At 45.7% G+C, this 25,634-nt stretch carries 24 protein-coding genes; 18 read left to right on the top strand and 6 right to left on the bottom strand.

Annotated features, from left to right (window positions below; all coding sequences use genetic code 11):
• The first annotated feature begins 315 nt into the window (after window positions 1-315).
• The 11 genes from SGLY_RS09065 (at window position 316) to SGLY_RS09015 (ending at window position 14,941) form a co-directional block, all read left to right on the top strand.
• Complete coding sequence (locus SGLY_RS09065; RefSeq protein ID WP_013624988.1) at window positions 316-1,269, top strand: DnaJ C-terminal domain-containing protein; 954 nt, start codon at window positions 316-318, stop codon at window positions 1,267-1,269.
• A gap of 39 nt (window positions 1,270-1,308) precedes the next feature.
• Window positions 1,309-3,900 (top strand): ATP-dependent chaperone ClpB, encoded by a 2,592-nt coding sequence (gene clpB / locus SGLY_RS09060; RefSeq protein ID WP_013624987.1) that lies wholly within the window; start codon window positions 1,309-1,311, stop codon window positions 3,898-3,900.
• 179 nt (window positions 3,901-4,079) lie between these two features.
• Entirely contained in the window at window positions 4,080-5,309 is a 1,230-nt protein-coding gene (locus SGLY_RS09055) for a PstS family phosphate ABC transporter substrate-binding protein (protein WP_013624986.1), read from the top strand.
• Between the two features lie 129 nt (window positions 5,310-5,438).
• A complete protein-coding gene (locus SGLY_RS09050) occupies window positions 5,439-6,419 on the top strand; it encodes a helix-turn-helix domain-containing protein (RefSeq protein ID WP_013624985.1) in 981 nt (326 codons plus the stop codon).
• 118 nt (window positions 6,420-6,537) lie between these two features.
• Complete coding sequence (locus SGLY_RS09045; RefSeq protein ID WP_013624984.1) at window positions 6,538-7,476, top strand: ABC transporter permease; 939 nt, start codon at window positions 6,538-6,540, stop codon at window positions 7,474-7,476.
• Window positions 7,473-8,303: an ABC transporter permease gene (locus SGLY_RS09040; protein WP_013624983.1), complete on the top strand. Its 831-nt coding sequence runs from the start codon at window positions 7,473-7,475 to the stop codon at window positions 8,301-8,303. The genes SGLY_RS09045 and SGLY_RS09040 overlap by 4 nt, the downstream gene beginning before the upstream one ends.
• The gene (locus tag SGLY_RS09035) at window positions 8,296-9,096 is read left to right on the top strand and encodes an ABC transporter ATP-binding protein (RefSeq protein WP_013624982.1); all 801 of its coding nucleotides are present in this window, start codon (window positions 8,296-8,298) and stop codon (window positions 9,094-9,096) included. The genes SGLY_RS09040 and SGLY_RS09035 overlap by 8 nt, the downstream gene beginning before the upstream one ends.
• Window positions 9,090-9,854, top strand: coding sequence for an ABC transporter ATP-binding protein (locus SGLY_RS09030; RefSeq protein WP_013624981.1), 765 nt, complete (start codon window positions 9,090-9,092; stop codon window positions 9,852-9,854). The genes SGLY_RS09035 and SGLY_RS09030 overlap by 7 nt, the downstream gene beginning before the upstream one ends.
• A gap of 1 nt (window position 9,855) precedes the next feature.
• Window positions 9,856-11,472 (top strand): ABC transporter substrate-binding protein, encoded by a 1,617-nt coding sequence (locus SGLY_RS09025; protein WP_013624980.1) that lies wholly within the window; start codon window positions 9,856-9,858, stop codon window positions 11,470-11,472.
• Window positions 11,457-13,211: an ABC transporter ATP-binding protein gene (locus SGLY_RS09020; RefSeq protein ID WP_013624979.1), complete on the top strand. Its 1,755-nt coding sequence runs from the start codon at window positions 11,457-11,459 to the stop codon at window positions 13,209-13,211. The genes SGLY_RS09025 and SGLY_RS09020 overlap by 16 nt, the downstream gene beginning before the upstream one ends.
• Complete coding sequence (locus tag SGLY_RS09015; protein ID WP_013624978.1) at window positions 13,205-14,941, top strand: ABC transporter ATP-binding protein; 1,737 nt, start codon at window positions 13,205-13,207, stop codon at window positions 14,939-14,941. The genes SGLY_RS09020 and SGLY_RS09015 overlap by 7 nt, the downstream gene beginning before the upstream one ends.
• Window positions 14,942-15,129: 188 nt before the next feature.
• Here the strand turns inward: SGLY_RS09015 and secF are convergent, their stop codons facing one another.
• The 3 genes from secF to SGLY_RS09000 form a co-directional block, all read right to left on the bottom strand.
• Entirely contained in the window at window positions 15,130-16,056 is a 927-nt protein-coding gene (gene secF, locus SGLY_RS09010) for a protein translocase subunit SecF (RefSeq protein ID WP_013624977.1), read from the bottom strand.
• Window positions 16,053-17,312 carry a protein translocase subunit SecD gene (secD, locus tag SGLY_RS09005; protein ID WP_013624976.1) on the bottom strand — a complete coding sequence of 420 codons (1,260 nt, stop codon included), beginning with the start codon at window positions 17,310-17,312 and terminating at the stop codon, window positions 16,053-16,055. Before secD ends, secF begins: the two co-directional genes overlap by 4 nt.
• Window positions 17,313-17,452: 140 nt before the next feature.
• A complete protein-coding gene (locus tag SGLY_RS09000; protein WP_013624975.1) occupies window positions 17,453-17,872 on the bottom strand; it encodes a hypothetical protein in 420 nt (139 codons plus the stop codon).
• 180 nt (window positions 17,873-18,052) lie between these two features.
• Here SGLY_RS09000 and SGLY_RS08995 point away from each other — a divergent pair, with 180 nt between their 5' ends.
• The 7 genes from SGLY_RS08995 to SGLY_RS08965 all read left to right on the top strand — a co-directional run bounded on the left by SGLY_RS08995 (window position 18,053) and on the right by SGLY_RS08965 (window position 23,008).
• Window positions 18,053-18,412 carry a GntR family transcriptional regulator gene (locus tag SGLY_RS08995; protein WP_013624974.1) on the top strand — a complete coding sequence of 120 codons (360 nt, stop codon included), beginning with the start codon at window positions 18,053-18,055 and terminating at the stop codon, window positions 18,410-18,412.
• Between the two features lie 2 nt (window positions 18,413-18,414).
• The gene (locus SGLY_RS08990) at window positions 18,415-19,110 is read left to right on the top strand and encodes an ABC transporter ATP-binding protein (RefSeq protein ID WP_013624973.1); all 696 of its coding nucleotides are present in this window, start codon (window positions 18,415-18,417) and stop codon (window positions 19,108-19,110) included.
• Entirely contained in the window at window positions 19,104-19,889 is a 786-nt protein-coding gene (locus tag SGLY_RS08985) for a hypothetical protein (protein WP_013624972.1), read from the top strand. The genes SGLY_RS08990 and SGLY_RS08985 overlap by 7 nt, the downstream gene beginning before the upstream one ends.
• Before the next feature lie 106 nt (window positions 19,890-19,995).
• A complete protein-coding gene (locus SGLY_RS08980; RefSeq protein WP_013624971.1) occupies window positions 19,996-20,544 on the top strand; it encodes a nitroreductase family protein in 549 nt (182 codons plus the stop codon).
• 139 nt (window positions 20,545-20,683) lie between these two features.
• A complete protein-coding gene (locus SGLY_RS08975; RefSeq protein WP_041444759.1) occupies window positions 20,684-22,462 on the top strand; it encodes a UbiD family decarboxylase in 1,779 nt (592 codons plus the stop codon).
• 123 nt (window positions 22,463-22,585) lie between these two features.
• The gene (locus tag SGLY_RS08970) at window positions 22,586-22,795 is read left to right on the top strand and encodes a hypothetical protein (protein WP_013624969.1); all 210 of its coding nucleotides are present in this window, start codon (window positions 22,586-22,588) and stop codon (window positions 22,793-22,795) included.
• A gap of 18 nt (window positions 22,796-22,813) precedes the next feature.
• Window positions 22,814-23,008 (top strand): spore coat protein, encoded by a 195-nt coding sequence (locus tag SGLY_RS08965; protein ID WP_013624968.1) that lies wholly within the window; start codon window positions 22,814-22,816, stop codon window positions 23,006-23,008.
• 103 nt (window positions 23,009-23,111) lie between these two features.
• Here SGLY_RS08965 and SGLY_RS08960 read toward each other — a convergent pair whose 3' ends face one another.
• Genes SGLY_RS08960 through SGLY_RS08950 form a run of 3 tightly spaced genes read right to left on the bottom strand, consistent with a single transcriptional unit; the run spans window position 23,112 to window position 25,624 of the window.
• The gene (locus SGLY_RS08960; protein WP_041444757.1) at window positions 23,112-23,885 is read right to left on the bottom strand and encodes an alpha/beta fold hydrolase; all 774 of its coding nucleotides are present in this window, start codon (window positions 23,883-23,885) and stop codon (window positions 23,112-23,114) included.
• 8 nt (window positions 23,886-23,893) lie between these two features.
• A complete protein-coding gene (gene ribH, locus SGLY_RS08955) occupies window positions 23,894-24,358 on the bottom strand; it encodes a 6,7-dimethyl-8-ribityllumazine synthase (protein ID WP_013624966.1) in 465 nt (154 codons plus the stop codon).
• A 48-nt stretch (window positions 24,359-24,406) separates the two neighbouring features.
• Window positions 24,407-25,624, bottom strand: coding sequence for a bifunctional 3,4-dihydroxy-2-butanone-4-phosphate synthase/GTP cyclohydrolase II (locus SGLY_RS08950; protein WP_013624965.1), 1,218 nt, complete (start codon window positions 25,622-25,624; stop codon window positions 24,407-24,409).
• Window positions 25,625-25,634: the final 10 nt, after the last annotated feature.

Genomic DNA, 25,634 nt, shown 5'->3' with positions numbered 1-25,634 from the left:
ACAAATAGCTTTACAAAAGACTTAAAAATGGTTACAAAAAAGTTAAAATATAAAAAGAAACTCAAAAATTGTCAAGAACTTTTCGATATAGATAAATCCATGAAGTTTTTGACGAAAGAGAGCTTCTTCATCTGAATCCAAGAAATTTATTCACGAATACCGGCACCGCTCTTAATGTCAGTGAATAACAAAATATTATTTGACCAATATTGACCTTTGAAAATTTTCGTCTTATAATAGAGGCAGCCAGTTGGTTATTATTGCTATGAATGGTTAATCTAACAATGATTTTACTTAAAAAGAGGTGTTATTTTTATGGATTTTAAAGATTATTACAGTGTTTTAGGAGTCGCTCCGACAGCAGATATAAAAGAGATCAAAAAGAAGTATAAAGAACTGGCCAAAAAATATCATCCCGATAAAAATCCCGGAGACAAGAAGTCTGAAGAAAAATTCAAAGAAGTCAATGAAGCTTATCAGGCTGTAGGTGATCCGGCCAAACGGCAAAAGTACGACGAGCTGCGTCAGGACTACCAGCACTGGCAGAACCAGGGGGGCAGAGGCAGCTATGACTGGGGAGCATGGCAGGCCGCTCCCAATAGCGGAACGTACAGCAGAACAATGTCCCCGGAAGATTTTTCCGACCTGTTTGGAGAATACGGGGGATATTCCGACTTTTTCTCCAATATTTTCGGTATGGGAGGAAAAGGTTTCTCCTATGGGGCTGCACAGCAGGGCCGCCGCTCACGAAAAGGAAACGACCTGGAAGGTGAGATAGAGATTTCATTGGAGGAAGCTTTTCAGGGCACGACCAGACTGATCAATATCGGTCCGAACAGGAGGATTCAGGCCAAGGTCCCTCCGGGCGTCCGGGATAACTCTAAAATCAGGTTGGCAGGACAGGGGAAGGAAGGCGTCAACGGAGGGCAAAGAGGAGACCTTTTTCTAAAGATCCGGATTGCTCCGCATCCCAGCTTTATCAGAGAAAATGATGATTTGAGCCTGACTGTTCCGGTTGATTTTTATACAGCCGTACTGGGCGGAGAAATCAAAGTAAAGACGATTAATGGTGAAGTGAAATTCAATTTGCCCGCCAATACTCAGAACGGAAAAAGCATCAGGCTGAAGGGTAAAGGAATGCCGATTCTCAAAGATCCCAAAAACCATGGAGATTTATATCTTAAAATTGCCATAGTTTTGCCTGAGACAATGGCAGAAGGGGAAATCGAAGCGTTGAGAGAACTATATGCCAAGTATCACAATCAATAAAAAAGAAATGATGATTTGATTTGCAAAGGAGGAATTACGATGGCGTTTGATACCAACAGATTAACCCAGAAATCACAAGAGGCAATGATCCAGGCCAATAATCTGGCCGAGCAGAGAAAAAACAGCCTGATTGAACCTGAACACTTACTCCTTGCCCTGCTGGAGCAGGAAGAAGGCGTAGTTCCGCAGATCCTGCAAAAGCTGAATATCTCTGCTCAGTCTGTTATCGCCGAGGTAAAAGCCGGCCTAAACAAGCTTCCCAGCATCACCGGCAGCGCCGCGCAAATCATGTATTCTCAAAGAACACGCACAGTCATTGTGGCGGCCCATGATGAAATGGAACCGTTTGGTGATGAATATGTCAGCACAGAACACCTTCTTTTAGCTATTTTAGCCAAGGCTCAGGGCGACGCGGAAAAAATTCTTAAAAAAGCCGGAATTACCCGTGAGGTTCTCCTGGGTGTCCTCAAAGAAATCAGGGGATCACAGAGGGTCACCGGTCAAAACCCGGAAAGCACGTATGCCGCTTTGGAGCAGTACGGCCGCAACCTGGTCACCTGGGCCCGGCGCGGCAAGCTTGATCCCGTCATCGGCAGGGATGATGAGATCAGAAGGGTCATTCAGATTCTCTCCCGCCGCACCAAAAACAACCCTGTTCTGATCGGTGAACCGGGAGTAGGGAAAACCGCTATTGTGGAGGGCCTCGCTCAAAGAATTGTCCGGGGCGATGTTCCGGAATCGATCAAAAACAAAGATGTGATTTCCTTGGATATGGGCGCTTTGATCGCCGGGGCCAAATACCGCGGTGAGTTTGAGGAAAGGCTTAAAGCGGTGCTTAAAGAAGTACAGGAAAAGGAAAATGTCATCTTGTTCATTGATGAACTGCATACAGTGGTGGGAGCAGGGGCAGCCGAAGGGGCCATGGATGCCGGCAATATGCTGAAGCCTATGCTGGCCCGCGGAGAGCTGAGGCTGGTCGGGGCAACCACTTTAGATGAATACCGTAAGCATATTGAAAAAGACGCGGCCCTGGAGAGGCGTTTTCAGACAGTAATCGTATCACCGCCCAGTGTCGAGGATACGATCTCCATCCTTCGCGGGCTTAAGGAAAGATACGAAACTCACCATGGTGTAAGAATTGCCGACAGCGCGATTATTGCCGCCAGCACGCTTTCCGACCGCTATATCAGTGACCGGTTTTTACCGGACAAAGCCATCGACCTGATGGATGAGGCCGCTGCCAGGCTTCGCATGGAAATCACCAGCGAACCCCAGGAATTGGATGACCTGAAGCGCCGGATGATGCAGCTGGAGATTGAAAAAGAGGCTCTCAAAAAAGAAAAAGACCAGGCCAGCAAGGAGAGACTGGACAATATTGAAAAGGAACTGGCCAACCTCCAGGAAAAACGCAATCTGCTCGAGGTCAAGCTTTCCGGGGAAAGGGAGAAAATCGGTAAAATTCAAAAACTGAAAGAAGATATCGACAGAATACGACTTGAAATGGAGCAGGCCCAGATTCGTTATGACTATAACAGAGCGGCTGAACTCCAATACGGTGTTCTGCCGAAGCTGGAGAAAGAATTAACCGCCATTCAGGAGCAAGTGAATGAAAAAGACAATCCATTGCTCAAGCAAGAGGTTACGGACAGCGACATTGCGGAAATCATTGCCAAGTGGACAAATATCCCAGTGACCAAGCTTTTGGAAAGTGAAACCGCCAAACTGCTCCAGATGGAAGAAAACCTGCATCGCAGGGTGATTGGCCAGGAACAGGCGGTGAAAGCCGTCTCAGACGGCATCCGCCGGGCCCGTACAGGACTTCATGATCCCAACAGGCCTTTAGGCTCATTCCTCTTCCTTGGTCCGACCGGAGTAGGGAAGACAGAGCTGGCCAAAGCTCTGGCGGAATTCTTATTTGATGATGAGCAAGCTTTGATCCGAATAGATATGTCCGAATATATGGAAAAACACGCGGTATCCAGACTGGTCGGGGCCCCTCCCGGATATGTCGGATATGAAGAGGGCGGCCAGCTGACCGAAGCAGTCCGCCGTAAACCCTATAGTGTCATCCTGCTGGATGAAATCGAAAAAGCTCATCACGAAGTCTTTAATATTCTTCTGCAGCTGCTTGATGACGGCAGACTGACCGATGGACAGGGACGCGTTGTCAATTTCAAAAATTCAGTCATCATTATGACCAGCAATATTGCCAGCTCAGCCATCAGAGAATTGGGCGGCTCAATCAAGGACCCTCAACGGCTTCGCAGCACTGTGAATACGGAGCTAAGCAAATACTTTCGTCCGGAATTTATTAACCGTGTTGATGAAATCATCATTTTCGACCCGCATGATAAAGAAAGCATTTCCCAGATTATTGACATTCAGCTCGAAAAGCTCAAAGCCAGACTGCGGGAACGGGGCATTAACCTGGAACTTTCGGATAAGGCCCGCGACAGATTGATTGAAGAAGGCTATGATCCGGTTTATGGGGCAAGGCCTTTGAAAAGGGCGATTCAGCAGAGGATCCAGAATAGAATTGCCATGATTTTGCTGGAAGGGAATACGTTAGCCGGGGCTAAAATCCTGGTGGATGTTGATGAGAAAGATGAATTTGTGTTTAAGACGATTTAGAAAGCCTTAAATGAATGAAGATGTGATAGGGAAAAGGAGAGCTTGGCCTCTCCTTTTCCTGGCAGTGGATAGCGTTCAAGATATGAAATAATATATCATTGATATGAGTATAATGATTAATCGTTCGTCATGAAAAACTTGGCGGATCATCGTTTGTATTTTGAACAGGTGGTGTGTTTTTGAACTCAGCATGGAAAGTATTAATTAGCGTTCTCGCTTCTGCCACAGTTTTGTTTGGCGGATTTATTGTTCTGCTTATCGTTGCCTTTACCGGGAAAGATGTTTTTTACCAGGCATTGGTTATCGTTAGTGCTGTGGTCATATGGTTATTCGTTATCATACAGATTTGGGGACTGTTTAAGCCGAAAGTAAGACGAATCGCGTTAGGGGTGACGGTTTCCGCAGTACTTTTAACCGTTACTGCGTATGAAATCAATAAAGCATATGACAACAGCATTGAGGAAGTCAATGAACAAGGCGTCGATCTATCGCTATATGATCCATTTCGGGAGGACACGCTGGCCGTACCGTTAATTGAACCATCGTCGCTGAAAATAGCGGGCAATCCGCCCAGAATAGATGGGGCCACCGCCCTTTATCCTCTGTACTCGGCCTTTGCAAAGGCTGTTTATCCGGCAGAGAATACCGCTGAGTCTAACGGTCTTGATGATGAAAAGGGCAAAGATGGGGTGGCTTTCGCTAAAATGGCCAATGAGATAGTTGCCTGTACGAACACCCGCAATGCATACGGGCGGTTGATTGAAGGAGAAGCAGACATCATCTTTGTGGCTGGGCCTTCAGCGGAACAGCTTCAAATGGCGAGAGAATCAAATGTGGAATTGAAATTGACTCCTATCGGCCGTGAAGCGTTTGTGTTCTTTGTAAACGCTCAAAATCCCGTCAGTGCTCTTTCCATAACTGACATTCAAGGAATTTATTCTGGGAAGATTAAAAACTGGAGGGACCTTGGCGGACAAAACACCAAAATCAGAGCCTTTCAGCGCCCCGAAAATTCGGGCAGCCAAACAGCGCTGATCAAATTTATGGGCGATATTCCTCTTACAACACCTCCCCAAAAAAATGTTGCAACAGGCATGGGTGAAATAGTCCAAAGGGTTTCATCCTATAAAAATTACGATAACGCTATCGGCTACTCATTTTTATTTTTCGCCACTGAAATGGTAAATGACAATAAAATTAAGCTATTAGCCGTAAACGGAGTTGCTCCGACAAGGGAGAATGTCGCAAATGAAACGTATCCGTATGTCGCCGAGTTTTATGCGGTAACTGCCGGAACAAAGAATCCTAACGTGGAAAAGTTTATAGAATGGATCCGATCTGATCAGGGACAGTACCTTGTAGAAAAAACAGGATATACACCCCTGAGGAGCACTGACAAGAGCCCCTGAAAAACACAAGTGAAATCAATTCCCAGTCAAGTGCAGGGCAAAGATAAGATTGACTGAGGATGGTCAAAATGATATTCTAAGTTAGATAATACTAACAAATTCTGTGTTATTGAAAGAAGTTAATCTGCCATGAAATCTGCAATGGTTTTACGACAAATAGATGATTATGACATAATCCTGCGGGAACAGTTTGGATTTTCATGCGTTAAAGAAAAGTGCGGGCAAACATATCGCATCCCTGCGGACATAGGCCAAGGCTTTATTCGCAATGTTTTTCCAAATGAAGATATCGGCTTATCTATCATGCATATGAAATTGAAACGGCCTTTGATGATGAACTATGAGGACTACGATTCGAAATTTGAAACGACCTGCTGTTTGAAGGGACGGATTGTATACAACGAGACAGGGGTTATTGATACACAGCTTTCGCAAAACGAAATGGGAATCTACATTAAGCAAAGCAGCCGTGGCATGATGATGTTTCCGTCCGGGGAGGAAATTTTGGCCGTTTCCTTGCTTGGACAAAATCGTTTTTGGAATAATCTGCCCTATAAGGAGGAGAGTGTGATTCAGCCGCTTGGCGAAAAATCGCATTTAGCCAATGTCCTGATGAGGCCTCGTACTCCAGGTGTGCAGTTATACAATCTTTTCGGACAGCTCGCAAATAATTCTCTTGATCCGTCCTTGCGCCTCTCTTTTTACGAGGGCGGAGCAAAACTAATTCTCTCTTCATTATGGCAGGCATATGTTATCGATCCCTTGACGAAAAACATAAAAAATACTGATCTTTCGGCCGACCGCGCCGCTCTGTTTGATGCGCGTGATATTCTCACTGAGCAATATATGAAGCCGCCTACCATACCGGAGCTCGCAAGAATGGTTGCCCTGAATGAATATCGTCTGAAGCGGGGGTTCAAGGAATTGTTCGGGAAAACCGTTCACGAATTTACACAGGGCTTGAAAATGTCAAACGCGAAGGCTTTACTGGAAAACAGGGAAATGAATATCAGTCAGATTGCCTATGAGGTGGGGTATTTAAATGTAAGTCATTTTACGAGAGCCTTCCGAAAGGTACATGGCATGAATCCCAGCGATTTGCGCTTTTGAGCATAAAAACTCCTGATTGGAGCAGCGAAACAGAATACGGTATTGGTAAAATAAGTGTCAAGTTCGGCACTTATTTTTTATTTGCCGGGCTGGCTGAACCCAATCTTGAAGAGGTGATATTACGGCAATATTTATTATCAAGAGAGCATGCTATCTTCTCCTTGTACTGTTTTGTATTTCTTTCCTTTCTTTCCTACTTGCCAATATATCGCCGGTCGACCCTGCGGAAGCGTATGCACGGCACATTTCCATGACTGCCAGTGAACAAAGCATAGAGAAATATCGTGAGGAAATGGGATTTCACAGGTCCGTCCCAGAGCAGTATCTGTCATGGTTGGGGCAGGTAGTGCGGCTGGATTTTGGCAGTTCCTACATTACAAAAAAACCCGTATTGCAGGAGATGGAGACGGCTTTACCTACAACACTGCTTATTGCTGGTTCTGCAGCAGTGTTTATTCTTGTATTGGCTGTGCCTTTGGGCATTCTGTCTTCGCACGATGAAGGCAAAATACCGGATAAAATCATCGGCGGATTGTCTTTCCTCAGTGTTTCTATCCCCAGCTATTTTGTGGGGTTATTGTTCCTGATGCTTTTTGGAATGAAGCTGCACTTGTTTCCCGTGATCGGACACGGAAATCTTGTTAGCATTATTTTTGCAGCATTTGTTCTGGCCTTACCGATGATCGGTTCCTTAATCCGCATTTTGCGTTCGCTTCTGCTGGAAAACAGGGAAAAGGAATACATCCAATATGCTAAAGCCAGGGGAATCAGCAAGAAAAACATTATGGTGCGGCATTTATTGCGCAATGCGGCGCCATCCTGCATAACGATGTTTGGCCAAAATATTGGTTATTTGATTGCCGGTACAGCCATTGTCGAAACAATATTCTCCACGCCGGGCCTCGGCCAATATGCGCTGACTGCAGCCTTCAACCGGGATTTTCCTGTCATCAACGGCTATATCGTTTTAATGGCTCTGTTTTTTGTGCTTTGTAATCTCTCAGCGGAGATCATCAGTACACTGCTGAATCCGAGTTTGCGGAGGGATTGCCGATGAGAGCTAAAAGAAAAAGTCCTGGGTTTGGGGTCAGTATTGTTATGGTGGTTTTTATCGTTTTTGTGATGACATTCGCTGGGATACTGGCCCCAAACGACCCTGAAAAAATCGATATGTCCCTCCGCTTTTCTGCGCCATCGACTCAGATGCCGCTTGGCGCGGACACCTATGGTCGATGTGTGTTGTCAAGGCTGCTCTATGGCACTCGATACTCCATCGGACTGGCTGCCTTGATTATCGGCGCAGTCGTTCCACTGGCCGTTACTCTCGGTCTTACTGCCGCTTATAAAGGAGGAGTCGCGGATCGTCTTTTTCTGCTGTCCTGCGATATCAGTATGGCAATGCCGCCTACTGTTCTTGTTCTGGCGATTATGGGCGTAATGGGAAATGGGATAAGCAATCTGTTGTTCATCTCCATTTTTTCCTATTGGGGGTGGTATGGGAGGATGTTACGGAGCTATGCACAGACAGAGCTTGGAAAAGGTTATGTGGTGTATGCGAAAACAGGAGGCACATCAAGCGCAGGTATTATGTTGTACCATATTCTGCCGAATATTTTGCCCAACCTCATTGTCCTTTTGTCCATTGGAATCGGGGACGCCATCCTGATGATTTCCGGTTTTTCGTTTTTAGGAATCGGATTGCCGCCTGGCACACCGGAGTGGGGAGCGATGCTGGCTGAATCTAAAAGCACTTTATTGCAAGCTCCACAGTTTGCTGTCTATCCGGGAATTTGCGTGCTGTTTACGGTCTGCGCATTCAACCTTTTGGGGGAAGGACTGCGCTTTGAGCTTTCACCTTACCGAAAGGGGCCGGACTATGAATAATGATATTGTGCTTAGCGTGAAAGGCTTACATATTGCATATCCCGGAGAGGAAACCAAAATACAGGATATTACCTTCTCTGTACGGCGGGGCGCAGTTTTTGGTTTGGCCGGTGAAAGCGGAAGTGGAAAAAGTTCCATCTGCAAGGCGATATTGGGTTTATTAGAAAACAGGACTTCAATTTTCAGCGGGAGTATCCGGTTTTGCGGGCGCGAACTCACGGATTTATCCGGTGACCAACACAGAGCAATTAACGGAAAGGATATCGGATATATTATGCAAAATCCGATGGCTGCATTTGATCCCTGCCTGAAAATCAGCGCGCATTTTTCTGAAACGATACGCGCACACCTGCCATGCAGCAAACGGGACGCGCTCTGCCTGGGCCTTGAAATGCTTGAGCGGGTAGGTCTTTCTCATGCCGACAGGATGATGAACAGCTATCCCGGCAGCTTGAGCGGCGGTATGCTCCAGAGGATCATGACCGCAATAGCAATTTCCATGAATCCAATTTTGATTATCGCGGATGAGCCAACAACTGCTCTCGATACCCAAAGCCGCGAAACTGTGCTGGATCTTTTATCTTTTGTTATGCGCGAGTATTGCCCCGCTATGCTGCTCGTGTCCCACGATATGAACCTGATGGAAAAAATGGCGGAAGACATCGCAATTATGTATCAAGGCCGAATTGTGGAAAGCGGGTCTGTCAAACGTGTCTTGGAAAACCCTCAGCATGAATATACCTGCCAGCTTATAGAAGCAAGCAGATTCACATGGGAGGAAGGCCGATGCTAATCGTTGACCGCGTCAGCAAAAGCTACCGGGGAACCGATGTCCGGGGGCGCAACGAAAGTGTACTGAAATCCGTGTCTTTACAGGTGCGTGATGGGGATAGCGTATCCCTGGTTGGTGAAAGCGGCAGCGGAAAAAGTACGCTTGGAAGGCTGATTCTCGGACTGGAAAGGCCGGATTCCGGCCGCCTTACATGGAATGGGCAAAGCGTTTTTGCCCGGCAATACAGAAAAAAGGAGCTTTATCAAGAAATCCAGCCTGTTTTTCAAGACAATTCCGGCTGTTTCAATCCCCGTTGGAAGATTCGCGCAAGCCTGCTGGAACCAATGCGGAATTACCTGCATCCGGGGGGCCGGGAAATGGAGCGTCAAGTCAAATATCTGCTGGAATTAGTAGGCCTGTCCTCTTCTGTACTGGACAAGTATCCGCATGAACTATCCGGGGGACAGCAAAAACGAGTTTGTATCGCCCGGGCCATTTCCATCCGGCCGAGATTCGTTTTACTGGACGAGGCGGTGTCCGGCTTGGACGCTACGGTAATGCTGAAAATTCTGCGACTGCTCAAAAACATCCAAAAGGAAATCGGTTGTTCTTACCTTTTTATCACGCATGATGTGAAAGCCGCCTTTTTCATGTCGGCTACCCTGGCCGTTATGCAGGGTGGGACGATTGTAGAAACGATCGAAAATACCACCGGCCCCAATGATTTCTCCCACCCCCATTCCAGAACACTCATGCAAAACTTATTTAAGGAGAATTAGAATGAACAAAAGAATGGTCAGTATTTTATTGTCGCTTGCGGTGTTGTTTAGCTTCGCAGGCTGCCAAAGTCAGAAACAGGCAAACAGGGAAAAGAGCATTACGGTTGGTGAATCCGTGGCTTTTGCAAGCTACGACCCCATCGGGATTATGGACGGGCAAGGCTTTATCCGGTATTCCCCTCTGGTTTATGAAACTCTGATACGCTATGAAAACGGAGAAGCGAAGCCTTGTCTTGCTGAAAGCTGGCAGAACGATGGAACAACATGGACATTCCACCTGAAAAAAGACGTAAGCTTTACGGACGGCAGTCCCTTCAATGCAGAGACAGTTCAGCTGAATATAGAAAAATTGCAGGAGTTTGTCGGGGACTATTTTGGCTATTATGGTGCCGTGTCACGGATTACCAGTGTTCAGGTGATGGACGAAAGTACGGTGCGTTTTGTCTATGATGCTCCTTATTACGCTGTTTTGCAGGAATTAAGCGCCAGTAGCTTCGGCCTACTGTCGCCGAAAATGTTTGAGAACGGAAACAACCCTTACGGCAGTACACTGGAGGATACAGCAGGAACGGGGCCTTTTGAATTAAAAGCAAAGAATACCATCGCCGGACAGTCTTATACCTTTACAAAGAATGCGACATGGCACGGTGCTGAATCCGGACCGGATTCCTTTACCGTGAAGATTATTCCGGACGCCGACAGCCGTATGATGGCGCTTCAGTCCGGCGAAATTGATTTATTATTTGGTTCTTATCAAATTACTTATGACATGTTGTCACAGCTTGAGAGCAATTCAAGGCTCGAAACTATTTTCTCCGATAACCTCTACATCACGCGCAATATTCTGCTCAATGCTTCCGGGGCTGTACTCAGCGACCACAATGTGCGTAAGGCAATCCAGCATGGGATCGACAAAGAACAGATTATCGCCACGGTTCTTCACGGTGAGGAATTGAAAGCGGATACCCTGTTCACCAAAGAAACACCGAACTGCGATGTGGAACTGAACTCATACGATTACAACCCTAAGCAGGCAATCTCATTATTGGAAACCTCCGGTTGGACGAAAACCAATGCTCAGGGTATCCGCATAAAGGAAGGGCAAACTTTGCATTTACAGGCCATTTACCAAAGCGAAAAACCTGTTGATGAACAGATCCTGATGGCGTTGAAAGGCCAATTGGCTGAAATCGGCATAGACCTTTCTATACAGGGTTATGAAACGATGACCTGGTTTGAGAAAGGCACACTGGGTGAATTTGATTTATCTGTAAACGACACCTACGGCTTCCCGCAAGACCCTCATGTATTCCTGACGGCCATGATGGACGATGGGCTGGATAAAACCTCACAGCAGGGACTTTCGCAAAAAACCGAAATTGACAGTCATATCGCCAATATGATGCAAACGGTGGATGCGGCCGTCATACAGGAGGATTACCGCTATGTGCTTACCACGCTTCACAAAGAAGCAGTCAATGTACCGGTTTCCTACGCTAAGGAAATGGCAATCTATAACCCGGAGGTTATTTCCGGAATCACCTTTGACGACAGGCCCTTTACATTGGATGTGACGCGCATTGTACTCAATAGGGGGATTTCATGGTCCAAAGTATAAAGAGATTGTTCCAAATGGCCGGTGAATACAAGACTCAACTGGGCGCATCCATTTTGTGCGCAATCGCAAGCGTGGCGGCAGGCCTGCTTCCGTACTTCCTGATTCAACAGTTCATCATAGCGATTCTCAGGCCATCTCCGGACTTGACCTATTTGATGCTCTTCGCTGCTCTCCTTGGAGTCTGCCTGATATGCAAAACGGTATTGTTTTTGACCTCCACCCGCCTTTCTCACCGCGGAGCTTACCGAATCCTGCGGAATGTGCGGGTTCAGCTTGCAAATAAGCTGACGCGGCTGCCCTTGGGATATGTGCTTGAACAGGAATCAGGCGTCGTGAAAAAGGTGATGGAAAATGATGTGGAAGAACTGGAACGGTTTCTTGCGCACAACATCCCGGAAACGATCTCCAGCGCCGTTGTTCCGGCTGCCGTGCTGGTGTATCTTTCCTTTATTGATTGGCGTCTGACTCTGGCGATGCTGGGATTTATCCCCTTGGCTGTGCTTTTTTACGGCCTGATGATGAACGGTTCAAAAGAGAAAATGAAAAAATATTACACCGCAGTGGACAAGATGAACGCTGTAGTTGTAGAATTTGTCAACGGTATGAAGGAAATTAAGGCATTCAACCAGTCCCAAAGTTCCTTTTCCCGCTTCCGCGAAGCAATTGAGGGGTATCGCCGTTATGTGCTGGAATGGTATCGATCATCCTGGCCTTTTATGACAGCTTATTATGTATTCATCCAGGCAACGCTGGTAACTGTATTGCCTGTTGGATTGCTTTTCTATGGCAGGGGCAGTCTTTCCCTGTCGGAGCTGATTTTGTTCCTGATGATGTCGATGGGGTTTACCGCTCCGCTGATCAAGCTGACAGAGTTTGCGGACGGTCTGATACTGGTTGTGGGTGCGGAGCAGAACATCCACTCTATTTTGTCCGAAGAAGAGATGCGGGATACGGATAGGAAACAAGAAGTGCAGGATAACACCATTTCTTTTCTGGATGTGAATTTCTCCTATGATGGTGCGACCGATGTCGTAAAAGGCGTCTCCTTTGTTGCGAAGGAAGGGCAATCCACTGCTCTGATCGGGCCGTCCGGCAGCGGAAAAAGCACGATTGCCAAGCTGATCTGCAGGTTCTGGGACGTCTCCGGCGGTACAATCAGCATAGGCGGTGTAGATGTTCGGAGACTTCCAACATCGCAGCTCATGGAAAAAATCAGCTTTGTGTTTCAGGATGCTTTCCTATTGAATCTTTCAATCGCCGACAACATACGGGCCGGTAAACCAGAAGCTACAGACGCTGAGATTCAGCGGGCGGCAAAGTTAGCGCGCTGCCACGATTTTATCCTAAAAACACCGGATGGCTATCATACCCTTGCCGGCGACGCCGGAAACCGTTTATCGGGCGGTGAGCGGCAGCGAATTTGCATCGCGCGGGCAATCCTCAAAGATGCGCCCATTCTTGTCTTGGACGAGGCTACCGCCAGCATTGACCCGGACAGCGAGGAGCAGATACAGGAAGCTATTGGTGAGCTTACGAGAGATAAAACGCTGCTTGTCATTGCGCATCGCATTCGTACAGTGATGGGCTTTGATCAGATTCTGGTTATGAAAGATGGGCGGATTTGCGCCTGTGGCAATCATCAGGAGCTGCTGAACAGCAGTTCTGAATATAAGATGATTTATCATGCTTATACCTATACAGAAAGCTGGACTCTGGGCGGGGAGGAACACCTATGCTGAACATTATCGGCAGAATCCTGCGGATTTCAGGTAAATACAGAGGAAGGCTGATTTTATCTTTTGTGATGAGCTTTTTGGAAAGCACGATGGCATCCTCATCCTTGTTCGCCGTTTATCTGGCGCTTAAATGGATTACGGAAGGGACGATTGACACTGCACGGATCGCTTACCTGTTTCTATTCCTTTCCGGAGCGGCGTTACTGCGGTATTTGTTCAAGCTGTTGGAATATATCTTTCAAAGCGGCGTGGGATATGAAATGATCAGCGACAAAAGATTAAGGTTGGGCGAAAAGCTCCTGCATCTTTCGATGGGCTTTTACAGTGACACGGATGCGGGTAACATATCCTCCGTTTTAAATGCTGACCTGGTTTTTATTGAAAATACATCGATCAATTTCCTTTCAAAAATGATTAGCGGCTTTGTAAGCGCGATTCTGATCACAGTCTTTTTGTTCTTTATTGATTGGCATGTTGCGCTTATGGCATCCATCTTTTATCCTGCCGCGTGGCTGCCGGCTAAAGCCATACAGAAGATGTATAGTAAGAATTCAGCCATGCGGCAGCAGGCTCATGCCGAAACTTCTTCGGTTATGCTGGAATATTTGCAGGGCATTCATGTCATTAAGGCCTTTCGACTTGCGGGTAAACAAGGCTCCCGCTTGGAGCGTGTCCTGAAAAGGCTGGAAGTAGTATCCTATGACTTCGAAATGAAGGTTGCACCGCTCATCGGGCTATATTTGTGTTGTTTTCATCTAGGTACCGCCCTGATTCTGGGAACTGTGGTATTTTTCTATATCGGAGCCAGTATGACGCTGTCATCGATGCTTCTCTTTGTGGTCATGCTTTTCACTTTTTATGCTCCAATGGAGCTTATCGGCCTGTCCTCCGGGATTCTCCGCTTGATGAATGCCTGCCTGGACAGGATGGAGGGCATTATGGATTATCCTCTTATGGATGAGGACGGAGAGGACATCCGACTGACCAGCTTTGATATCGTTTTCAAAAATGTGTCTTTTGCTTATGGCCAAAAGCAAGTTTTATCCGATGTAAGCTTTCATGCCCCGGAGCATACGATGACGGCCATCGTGGGCCCGTCAGGAAGCGGAAAGAGTACTATGCTCAATTTAATTGCACGATTCTGGGACGTAGGCCAAGGCAGTATTGAAATTGGTGGAGTTGACGTCAGGAACATGAAATGCAACCGGGTGCTGGAGAATATCAGCGTGGTATTTCAGAAGGCCTATCTGTTCCACGATACGATCGAAAGCAATATCCGTTTCGGCAATCCTCACACCACACATCAGGAAGTAATAGCGGCTGCGCAGAAAGCCCATTGTCACGAATTTATTGTACGCTTAAAGAATGGATATGATACGGTTATTGGCGAAGCGGGAAGCACCTTGTCCGGCGGTGAACGGCAGCGTATTGCCATTGCAAGGTCTTTGCTTAAAGATGCCCCTATTGTTCTGTTGGATGAAGTGACAGCAAATATAGACCCTGAAAATGAAAAACTGATCCAACAGGCAATCAATGCACTTGTACGGGAAAAAACGGTATTTGTAGTCGCCCACAAGCTGGCTGCCATCAAGAACGCTCATCAAATCATCGTACTGGGAATCGATGGGAAGATCCATCAGATAGGCAGCCACCAGGATTTGCTAAATTCGGATGGGCTGTATATCGATCTGTGGAAAAAATCGCAGAAAATCAGTAGTTGGTCTATCCGATAATATGTGATCCTTCAAGAAAACCAGATCATTTTATCTTTGATTCCTTAATGTGAAAAAGAAGATGATGTTGTCTATGTTACGGAACTTAGACGATTCATGAAACCTCCTGGACGCCAAAAGAATAAAAATGCTCCCCTTGAGTAGCCAGCTATATGAGCTGGTACGCAAGGGGAGCATTTATTTTCAGTTTATGCCGTTTTAGAGAGCCTGGTTTTCTTACGGTTCTGCCACATGGTCCACAGCGGTCCCGCAATACAAATGGTTGAGTAGCAGCCGGAAACCGTACCAAACATCATGGGCAGCGCAAAGTCCCTGATCGACCCGATATCATAAATCTGGGCAAAAATATAAATTACGGTGATGCTGACAAAGACGGCAATATTGGTATTGACTGAGCGCATCATTGACTGGTTGATACTGGTGTCAACCAGTTCTTCCTTAGGAACTTTTTTGCTGAACAGACGTTCATTTTCCCTGATGCGGTCGTAAATCACAATCGTATCATTGATGGAAAAACCGATGATGGTCAGTATTGCTGCGATAAACGAATCATTTAATGGAATTTTAAAGATGACAAAAGCCGCCGTGACAATAAATACGTCATGGAACAAGGCGATGATTGCCATAACACCCGCGGAAAGGCCTCCGATATTTCTGAACCGCAGTCCGACATAAATCAAAATCAACAAAAAGGATAGACCAATGGCAAGCATACCGTTGGTAAAGAAATGTTTGCCAATGAACGGCTCAACCGTCAATGATTCCGACAAGGCCAGATTGGCATTGGGATATGCCGTGGTGAGCGCGGAAGTGACAGCTTCCTGTTCCTGTGAAGAAAGTGCTTCCTTGCTGCCAAGGCTGACAATAAGGATTTGTTCATTCTTCGCCATATTTGACTGCAACTGACAGTTTGTTGTTCTTCCAACTGCCTGTTCAACAAATTTATTGGCTTGATCAGCATCAATGGTATCGGAATAGGTATATTTGAGAATAGTCCCTCCTTTAAACTGGATATCAAGCTGAATTCCATTGATAAAAGCGGCGACTATCCCCAATAAAACGAAACAAATCGAAATCGTAAAGTAGATATACCTGCGTTTATAGAATCTGATCATTTTGCGACCCCCCTTGCTCCAAACAACTGCGGTTTGCGAAATACCTTGAAATTGCTAAGCGAGCGGATCATCAGGCGTGATGCCGTGACCCCGGCGATAAAGTTCATGATTACACCGCATAAAAGTGTATAACCAAAAGAAAGCATGGAACCGGAGCCCAAAATGATCAAGATAATGGCAATGATAATCACGGTAATATTGCCGTCAAAAACGGAGGAAAAAGCCTTATCAAAGCCTATTTCAATGGCCCTGCGCACAGTTTTGCCTGTGTTTAGCTCCTCTTTAACCCGTTCAGATACAATAATATTGGCATCCACCCCCATGCCGATGGACAGAATCACACCGGCAATACCGGGAAGAGTCAGGGTAAACTGCGGGATCGATAATGCCAGGAGCTGGCCGGTTACTTGTAATGTCAAAGCGATACAGGCAACCAGACCGGGTAAACGGTAATACAGGAGCATATACAAGCAAACCAGCATAAAGGCCACCTTACCTGCCGTAACCATAACGGCGAGGGCATTGCTGCCGAGTGTCGGACTGATAATGTTGCAGTTTTTTGCTTCGAGTGAAAAGGGCAGGGAACCGGAATTGATTTTATTGGAAAGCTCGGACGCGGACTCCAGGCTTGCCATGTTCGTGATCTCCGCATTGCCGCCGGTGATCTGTGTTTGTACAGTGGGGGCAGAAATGAGGGTTTCATCCATATAGATGGAGATCTGCTGACCAATCAGCTTGGCCGTAGCCTCTGAAAATTTGGCAGCCCCACCCGTAGACAGCTCCAGCACGACAACCGGTTTTCCATCCGTCTGATTCAATTGGGCGGAGCTTTTTACCACATCTGTACCTTCCAGGACAATTTTACCGCTGGGCTCTCTAAAGGTTAACTTTGCTGTTTCACCAAGCTCAGATACGGACTTTTGGGGATCAAAATCTGCTTCGTCAGATTTCCAGGGAAACCGGACAATAATTTTGCCGTTGGTTTTATCTATTGTTACATCCCGGTCAGTGATGTTTTTGGCATCCATACGGGTTTCAATAATGCTTCTGGCCGCTTCCAGCTCAGTGTCCGTCGGTGCCCGTCCCAGCCCCTTTGGCTCATAGGTCGCTTCAACTCCACCGCGTATATCTATCCCGTAACGCATCTGGCTTGCGCCTTTAATTTCTAAACTCCCTATTTGCAGGCCCATGATCGAAACGTAAAACAAAGCGGCCGTTAATAAAACGACGATAAAAAATACTCGTTTAGAATCCATAATATTCCTCCAATAATAACCGTCCTGTCCGCTTTGTTCTCAGTAAGGCGGCCCAGACGGATAAACTGCCGCGGACCAAGCCTTTACTTGTCCGCCGTGAGACATTTAATCGTCCCTGTCCTTTATCATGTCCGATCGTGTCATTTCATCCCGTCTTTTTTATGAAGGAAGATAACCAGTATACTGGAACACAAAATGGTATAGGTTTCTGCCGAGAGCCTTGAATAATAGAGTAAACAGGCCATTAGAGCGGCAATGAATGCCGCAATAAGACCCCAGCCGGATTTGGCACCCAGCCAGCGCAGCTGCTTCATTGAAAGGCTGGAAAAGCTGATTAGTGTATTCGTGGAAAACAGATAACCAAAATAACCGCTATTCATTTTGTCATTTATTGAATGGCTGCTTTCTCCGGAGAAAGAGAACGGATCAAGAGCAACTGTATCAAAGGTAATTGCATCAAAGTATCCGGGGGACGTAAAAAGACCAAAATTGCCTGTGAAAAGCAAGGAGCACAGGAGCAGACAGATCAACAGCAGTTTGTTATTGAGTTTGATTGGCATGTGGATCTCTCCTTGCTGGTATTTTTCTCGCTGGATAGAATATGAACATTATAATACAAATGGCGGGATGTGTCATAATAAAAAAAAATTTGCGTAATCAAAGGAATTGACTTACACGTTTTAGTGTACTATGATAATAGTACACTAAAACGCATTTAAAGAGATTGGAGATGTCATTATGTGATTGTTTTTAGAGAAAGCACACCAATATATCTGCAAATCATGCAAAAGATCAAAGCGGACATCGTTTCCGGAAGGCTCAAAGGCGGAGACAAAATGATGTCTGTCCGAGAGTACTCTGAAAGCTTAAAGGTCAATCCAAATACGATTCAGCGCGTTTTTCTGGAGCTGGAAAGAGAAGGGATCACTTACTCCCAAAGGGGGGTTGGTACTTTTATCGTTGAAGGAAAAGAAATTTTGGAGAAACTGAAAGATACACTGGCTCAAAAATATGCCAGAAGATTTGCGGCTGAAATGAAAGAACTGGGGATGCGTAAAGAAGAGATCGTTGAATACCTGAACAAAGCTTGGGAGGATTAAAGATGGAGATACTGATTGCTGAATCTGTCGGCAAAAAATATTTTAAAAAGCAGGCCTTGGAAGAAATCAATCTAAACATTGAACAGGGAAAGATCGTTGGACTTCTGGGCCCGAACGGAAGCGGAAAAACAACTTTTTTAAAAATCATAGCCGGACTAATCAGACCCTCGACAGGGAAGATAAAAATCTGCAACAGGATAATTGGGCAGGGGACCAAGGAAATTGTTGCTTATCTTCCAGACAGTGATTTTCTATATGCCTGGATGAAAATCAGTGAAGCCAAGAAGGTCTATTCTGATTTTTTCATGGATTTTAATGAGAACAAATTTGATGAGATCTTGAATTTTATGAATTTAGACCAAAAAATGAGAGTAAAAGAGTTATCCAAAGGAATGAAGGAGAAACTTGCTCTGGCTTTAACCCTGGCCAGAGACGCCCGGCTTACCATCCTTGATGAGCCGTTAAACGGAGTAGACCCGGTTGCCAGGGAACAAATTTTGGGCGCTATCCTGAAAGGATTCCATCCCGAGAACGCGATTCTGATTACCAGTCATTTGATCAATGAAATCGAGGGCATTCTGGACGAGGCGTATTTTCTTAAAGAAGGAAAAATAGAATTCTCGGGAGTGACTGAAGATATCAGAAACGAAAAAAACATGACTCTTGACGAGGTTTACAGGGAGGTCTTTGTATGCTGATAAAACTCACAAAATATGAATTATTGAAAAAATGGAAAGCCTCAAGATATTTCCTTATCGGCTATCTATTCTTAGCATTTGTATTGATCTTGCTCATGAAGCTCTACTTATGGAATAACAATTTGTCGGAGATAATCAATCAAAATAGCGGACAGCAACTCTCGTTTTTATTTGTCTGCTCAGTTATACTGTTTTTCACTGCCACATTAATTTTGAGTATGTATCCGTTTTTCGAAAGTATCTATCGTTTTGAACGAGACCTTTCGGGGAAACAGTCGGTGCTTGAACTGATGATTCCGATCATATCATGGAAAAAGATCCTCTCCAAATTGATTGCCACGATTTGCGCCGCAATTGTTTGTCTGACGTTGGTCGGATTCAGTATTTTCGCTGCAGTCTTCATTATCGGTAATTTCAATCAGTCTGTTATTAATTTGATTTTAAATCATCTTTCCCTTAATCAATTCAAAAGTATTGTCGCTGTAGGCTATCTGACCTTTTTGATCCTGGAGATTTATATGTTGTTTTTCTTTTGTATCGCAACCTCAAAATCATTTTCCCACAAGAAAAGATTCGCGGTACCAATTGGTATAGGGGTATTTATTCTTTCTGTTGTCATTATTGGGAATATCGGTTTGCAAATGGAGAAGATACCGATTCATACCTATCATATTTTGGGAATAAATTATTCTTTAAGTTCATTATTTTTTGATATTCTGATGTTTATCGGATTGCTGATGGGTACTTCCTGGCTGATGGAGAAAAGAATTGAACACTAATAATTCATAGACCGATTTGATTTGATTACAGCAACTCCCCATACTCATAAATTTTTCAATACGGTACTCAATACTTTTGGAATTTATAAAGTCAGGAGAAGGTCTGATGAATGAAGTTGTAAAGGCGATCAAAAACAGGAGAAGCGTTCGCAAATACAAACCGGAGCAAATCAATGAAGATATCTTGAATACGATCATTGAAGCAGGAATATTTGCTCCCTCGGCTCATAATCAGCAGCCATGGCATTTCACGGTTATCCAGAATAAAGAATTGCTACAGGATATTAACCTGAAAACCAGAGAGTCAATGCTTGAATCCGAGGTGGACTGGATTCAAAAGATGGCATCCAAAACTGATTTCAAGGTAACTTATGGTGCTCCGACCTTGATCGTCGTATCCGGGAGGAAAGATGCCCTGGCCTGGCCGGCGGATTGTGCCGCGGCTATTCAAAATATGCTTATCGCCGCAGAAAGCTTAAATATAGGGTCAGTTTGGCTCGGTCTGCTCAGATTTTACTTTGCCCGGGAAGAGGTCAAAGCCCTAAAGATCCCTGAAGGCTATGAGCCTTATTACGGTGCGGTATTTGGCTACAAAGTGCTTGAGCATCAGCAGGCGCCTAAAAGGAAAATGAATGTTGTTCATTATATCAAATAAAGTCAAAGAGGCAAAAAGTTTTCCTTTTTAATCTTAAATTATTGTATATACTTATAGATGGATGATGATCTGAGCCTATAGATCAGATCATCATCCTGATTTGTTATTCAGGTAAATGAGATATTAAGGGGTGTCGTCTTTGCATAATAATCTGAGGGAATTTATCGCTGCTTTAAAAAGGCACAACCAGGTTCAGGAAATTGATGTAGAGGTTGATCCTCATCTGGAGCTGGCCGAAATTCATCGAAGAGTGATAGAAAATGAAGGGCCGGTGCTTTTTTTTCAGAAAGTTAAAGGGAGTAAGTTCCCTGTTGTCACAAATTTATTTGGCACCAGAGCAAGGGTCGATCTGGCTGTAGGGCAAGAGCCGGAAAAAATCGTCCGGGAAGCCGTACAGTCCGTCGATCAGCTGATGTCTTTGTCCCCAAAAGTATTGTGGGAGCAAAGGAATCTCTTGTTTAAGCTCACAAAAATAGGGACAAAAAAGGTTCCGTTAGCCAATGCCCCGGTAGCCCAGACAAGTATGAACCCTCCGGATATTACCGCCCTGCCTGTCCTGACAAGCTGGCCGGATGACGGAGGTCCTTTTGTCACCTTGCCTTTGATTTATACAGAGAACCCGGAAAATAGATCACACAATCTGGGGATGTACCGGATTCAGACCTATGCGCCTGACCAGACCGGTATCCACTGGCAAATCCAAAAGGGAGGGGGCTTTCATTATCACCTGGCCGAACAAAAAAACCGGGAGCTGCCTGTCACTTTATTTATCGGCGGACCGCCGGCGTTAATCCTTTCCGCTATTGCTCCGCTGCCGGAGAATGTGCCGGAATTGCTGTTTGCTTCTTTTTTAATGCAGAAAAAAATTGATTTGACCGCCCGGGGAACTAGTCCTCATCCCTTGATTGCGGAAGCTGAATTTGCCGTTTCGGGAACTGTCGCACCGAAAATCCGCCGACCGGAAGGGCCTTTTGGCGACCACTACGGTTATTATTCGGTGACCCATGATTTTCCGGTTTTCCATATCAAGTCGATTCGCCACCGCAAGAATGCTGTTTATCCGGCAACCGTTGTCGGGAAGCCGAGACAGGAGGACTATTTTATCGGAGAGTACCTGCAATCCTTATTGGCGCCTTTGTTCCCTCTAGTCATGCCGGGAGTGGAGTCCCTGTGGACATATGCCGAAACAGGCTTTCATGCTCTGACATCTGCCGTCATCCGTGAGAGTTATGATAAAGAAGCCCTGATTCATGCTTTCCGGATCTTAGGGGAAGGTCAGCTGAGCTTGACTAAATTCTTGATTTTAACTAATGTCCGGACAGATTTGCGGAATTTCCGCACCCTGCTGCCGGAAGTACTGCGAAGATTCCGACCGGAGTCGGATTTATTCATCATCAGTGATACGCCAATGGATACCCTGGATTATACGGGCAGGAAGTTTAATCAAGGCAGTAAAGCAGTGATGCTGGGCCTGGGTCATCCCATCAGGGAGCTTCCGGAAAGATTTGAGGGGGAAGGCTTGCCGGGAATCAGTGAAATAACCTCTTTCTGTCCGGGCTGCTTGCTTATTTCAGGCGGGGATTATACAAGGGATGAACAACTTCCCCGACGGATTCTGGAGAGCACAAACATCCCGGAATTCTCTGCGGAATTGCAGAAGTGGCCTTTCATCATCATTGTCGATCATGTCCAAACGATCAAGGACCAAACTGCTTTTTTATGGGAGGTATTCACACGATTTTCTCCCGGAAATGATCTTTACGCTCAACAGGAAATCAAAGACAACCGGGTGGTCTTCCACGGACCGGTCATCATTGATGCCAGAATGAAGCCATTTTATCCCGGTGTCGTTACCCCTGATGAAAAAACCGTTCGTTTAGTTGATCAGAGATGGAGTCAATACGGGATAAAACTCTAAAGGAAGATAATTCTACTCATTTGCCGGTTCAATACCTTTAGCAGAAAGAAGCAATACAATGCATAAAAATTGTATTTTTGTCAAACCTTAAAGGTGTAAATACTGCTAAAGGGAGGTTTTACAATGGAAACAAACAGGACTGAAATGAAAAGAGTATTTGATGAAGGTACGATCGTGCGTTCTATTCTTGAAAGTGAAGTTTCCATGAAAAAGTGCCGTTTATACAGCGAATTGGCCAATGACAAAGATGTAAGAAGCTTTTTCCAGGAACAATCTGATGCCTTGGACGGCGTTACCCGTTACTTGAGAAGTCATTTGGCAGATCTGTCTTAAGAAAGGAGCTTTATTTTGATGAAATACACTGATGTAGATATGCTTTATGATTATGAAAAGGATGTTGCCGCGGCTGCCTCAGGCTATATCACACTGGCTACCAGAGTGGCGGATGAGCATCTTCGGGATAAGTATTTTAAGCTGGCTAATGAAGCAGGGAAGGTTCACAGTAAAGTCAGCCGTCTGATCGAAAAAAGAGGCGGAATATCCTAGGCTAAAACATAAATAACCATGAAATAATCATCAGAGAAACTGACCAAGCCGGTCTCTTTTTGGAAAGAACCGGCTTGGTCAGTTTCTGCATACAGAAGTTTTTTCATTTTGTTTGGAAAAGAAAACGGTCAATCACACTTCTATATAGATCGGGTTCCTCATACATGGGCAAATGACCGGAATACTGCATCTCGACAAAGGTTGAATCGGGAATTAACGAAGCGCATATTTGTCCCTCGGCAGGAGGATTTAAGCCGTCATATTTGCCGCTGATCACGAGAGTCCGCGCTGTGATCCCAGGCAATCCTTTTCTGAAATCAAATCCTGCCAGGGCTTTATTAGCAGCCAGTTTTTGCTTAGGGGTCAGGGTGCTTTTGAGCAAGTCCGGGTGTTCAACCAGCAGCTGGGGATCGTAAACCATATGTCGATAAAAAAACATTCGTTTCTCTTGTTTGTCCATCGTTTTCAGTTCTCCGGCGTGCTCCTGAAATAACCACTGGGTGGAGGAGGTCAGCCCATTTGATTTCGGCGCGACCAGAATAAGCTTATGGATCCTTTGAGATTGGGCGATTGCCGTGCCTTGGGCGATATAGCTTCCCATGGACGACCCGTAAAGGATAATGTCATGCAAAGCAAAATAGTCCGTTAAAGCAAGAACATCCTGAATATGATCATGGAGCGAATAATAAACCGGTTTATCGGATTTACCATGTCCCCGGCAATCAAAAACGATCGTTTGAAAAGCCGAGGACAATCTGGCCGCTTCCTGGTTCCATTGCGTATGGTCACAGCCCAAGCCATGAATGAAGATCAGGGGAGGGCCTTCGCCCCGGATTTCCACATTGAGATTTATCCCATTAAGTTGAATGAACGACATGCTTTTTTCTATTTCAGGTTCCTGATCAGGTCCGCGGTTTCAATAGCTGTGACAGCGGCGTCAAAGCCTTTATTACCGGCTTTGGTTCCGGCCCTTTCTATCGCCTGTTCAATGGTATCGGTCGTCAGTACCCCGAAAATAACGGGGATACCGGTTTCCAGTCCGACATGAGCAACACCTTTGCTGACTTCACTGCTGACATATTCAAAATGGGGAGTAGCTCCTCTGATTACCGCTCCCAGGCAGATGACGGCATCAAAACGTTTTGTTTCCGCTATTTTTTTCGCAAGTAAAGGGATTTCAAATGCTCCCGGCACCCAAACCATCTCAATGTTTCCTTCGTCGGCGCCATGCCTTTTCAAGGCATCCAGGGCCCCGCCAATCAGCTTGCTGGTAATAAACTCATTGAACCGTCCGGCAACAATGGCAAATTTTAAATCCTTCGCTAAAAGATGACCTTCATGTATGATCATTTTTTTCTCTCCTTCATGTGATTTTGAGCAGGTTTTCTGAAAAATATCCTATTGAACTTTGGTTAAATAGTGTCCCATTTTCGCTTTTTTGGTGAATAAATACTTTTTATTCTCCGGTTTCACAGACATTTCGATGGGAACCCGTTCCACAACCTGAATTCCATAACCTTCAAGCCCAATGATTTTTTTGGGATTATTGGTCATCAGCCTGATTTGGGTAATTCCCAGATCGGCCAGAATCTGGGCCCCGACACCATAGTCCCGCAGATCGGCAGGGAAGCCAAGAGCGATATTGGCTTCTACGGTATCTTTGCCTTCTTCCTGAAGTTTGTAAGCTTTGAGCTTATTCAGCAAGCCGATTCCTCTTCCTTCCTGGCGCATGTAGAGCAGGACACCGCGCCCTTCACGTTCAATTTGCGTTAAGGCCGCAGATAACTGATCGCGGCAGTCGCATCTTTGAGAGAAGAATACATCACCTGTCAGGCATTCGGAATGTACCCTGACCAGGACCGGCTTGCCGTCGGAGATATCCCCCTTAATTAAAGCAAGGTGCTCCTTATTATCCAAAATACTGCGGTACCCAGTCGCTTTGAATATCCCGAAATCTGTAGGGAAGTTAATTATCTCAGTCATCTCAATCAGCTTTTCTGTACGGCGGCGGTATTGAATTAACTCCTTGATGGAAATCATTTTCAGCTTGTGCTTTTCTTTAAAAACCATCAAGTCAGGAATTCTGGCCATCGTTCCGTCATCATTCATGATTTCACATAAGACACCGGCAGGCTGTAAGCCCGCTAAACGGGCCAGATCTACGGAACCTTCAGTATGACCGGTGCGGACCAGAACACCCCCTTCTTTGGCTTGCAAAGGGAAAATATGGCCGGGGCGGCGCAAATCCGCGGGGTTTGTCCTGTAATCGACAAGCGCCCGGATCGTAGCCGCTCGTTCAAACGCTGAGATTCCGGTTGTGCTGGTCGAAGCGTCCACACTGACGGTGAAAGCGGTTCCGTGAGGATCAGTATTTTCCTCCACCATAGGATCCAGTTTCAGTTCATGCATGCGTTGTCTCGTCAGAGGAGCGCAGATCAAGCCGCGTCCATAAGTAGCCATAAAGTTTATTGCCTCTGGTGTGGCTTTTTCGGCTGCCATCACAAGGTCGCCTTCATTCTCGCGATCCTCATCATCCACCACAATGATCATTTTACCATCCCTGATTTCCTCGATAGCCTCTTCAATCGTGTCAAAAAGAGTTCTTTCGGTTGCCACAATATATCAC

Source organism: Syntrophobotulus glycolicus DSM 8271 (assembly GCF_000190635.1).
Classification (GTDB): domain Bacteria; phylum Bacillota; class Desulfitobacteriia; order Desulfitobacteriales; family Syntrophobotulaceae; genus Syntrophobotulus; species Syntrophobotulus glycolicus.
Note: the sequence above shows the minus strand (reverse complement) of the source record. Positions and strands in the feature narration are given on the sequence as shown.

What these genes read in the sequence shown, in the direction of transcription:
- SGLY_RS09065 (WP_013624988.1), top strand. Translation starts at nt 316, where the DNA reads ATGGATTTTAAAGATTATTACAGTGTTTTAGGAGTCGCTCCGACAGCA.
- clpB (WP_013624987.1), top strand. Translation starts at nt 1,309, where the DNA reads ATGGCGTTTGATACCAACAGATTAACCCAGAAATCACAAGAGGCAATG.
- SGLY_RS09050 (WP_013624985.1), top strand. Translation starts at nt 5,439, where the DNA reads ATGAAATCTGCAATGGTTTTACGACAAATAGATGATTATGACATAATC.
- SGLY_RS09040 (WP_013624983.1), top strand. Translation starts at nt 7,473, where the DNA reads ATGAGAGCTAAAAGAAAAAGTCCTGGGTTTGGGGTCAGTATTGTTATG.
- SGLY_RS09035 (WP_013624982.1), top strand. Translation starts at nt 8,296, where the DNA reads ATGAATAATGATATTGTGCTTAGCGTGAAAGGCTTACATATTGCATAT.
- SGLY_RS09030 (WP_013624981.1), top strand. Translation starts at nt 9,090, where the DNA reads ATGCTAATCGTTGACCGCGTCAGCAAAAGCTACCGGGGAACCGATGTC.
- SGLY_RS09025 (WP_013624980.1), top strand. Translation starts at nt 9,856, where the DNA reads ATGAACAAAAGAATGGTCAGTATTTTATTGTCGCTTGCGGTGTTGTTT.
- SGLY_RS09020 (WP_013624979.1), top strand. Translation starts at nt 11,457, where the DNA reads ATGGTCCAAAGTATAAAGAGATTGTTCCAAATGGCCGGTGAATACAAG.
- SGLY_RS09015 (WP_013624978.1), top strand. Translation starts at nt 13,205, where the DNA reads ATGCTGAACATTATCGGCAGAATCCTGCGGATTTCAGGTAAATACAGA.
- secF (WP_013624977.1), bottom strand. Translation starts at nt 16,056, where the DNA reads ATGATCAGATTCTATAAACGCAGGTATATCTACTTTACGATTTCGATT.
- secD (WP_013624976.1), bottom strand. Translation starts at nt 17,312, where the DNA reads ATGGATTCTAAACGAGTATTTTTTATCGTCGTTTTATTAACGGCCGCT.
- SGLY_RS09000 (WP_013624975.1), bottom strand. Translation starts at nt 17,872, where the DNA reads ATGCCAATCAAACTCAATAACAAACTGCTGTTGATCTGTCTGCTCCTG.
- SGLY_RS08990 (WP_013624973.1), top strand. Translation starts at nt 18,415, where the DNA reads ATGGAGATACTGATTGCTGAATCTGTCGGCAAAAAATATTTTAAAAAG.
- SGLY_RS08985 (WP_013624972.1), top strand. Translation starts at nt 19,104, where the DNA reads ATGCTGATAAAACTCACAAAATATGAATTATTGAAAAAATGGAAAGCC.
- SGLY_RS08980 (WP_013624971.1), top strand. Translation starts at nt 19,996, where the DNA reads ATGAATGAAGTTGTAAAGGCGATCAAAAACAGGAGAAGCGTTCGCAAA.
- SGLY_RS08970 (WP_013624969.1), top strand. Translation starts at nt 22,586, where the DNA reads ATGGAAACAAACAGGACTGAAATGAAAAGAGTATTTGATGAAGGTACG.
- SGLY_RS08965 (WP_013624968.1), top strand. Translation starts at nt 22,814, where the DNA reads ATGAAATACACTGATGTAGATATGCTTTATGATTATGAAAAGGATGTT.
- SGLY_RS08960 (WP_041444757.1), bottom strand. Translation starts at nt 23,885, where the DNA reads ATGTCGTTCATTCAACTTAATGGGATAAATCTCAATGTGGAAATCCGG.
- ribH (WP_013624966.1), bottom strand. Translation starts at nt 24,358, where the DNA reads ATGATCATACATGAAGGTCATCTTTTAGCGAAGGATTTAAAATTTGCC.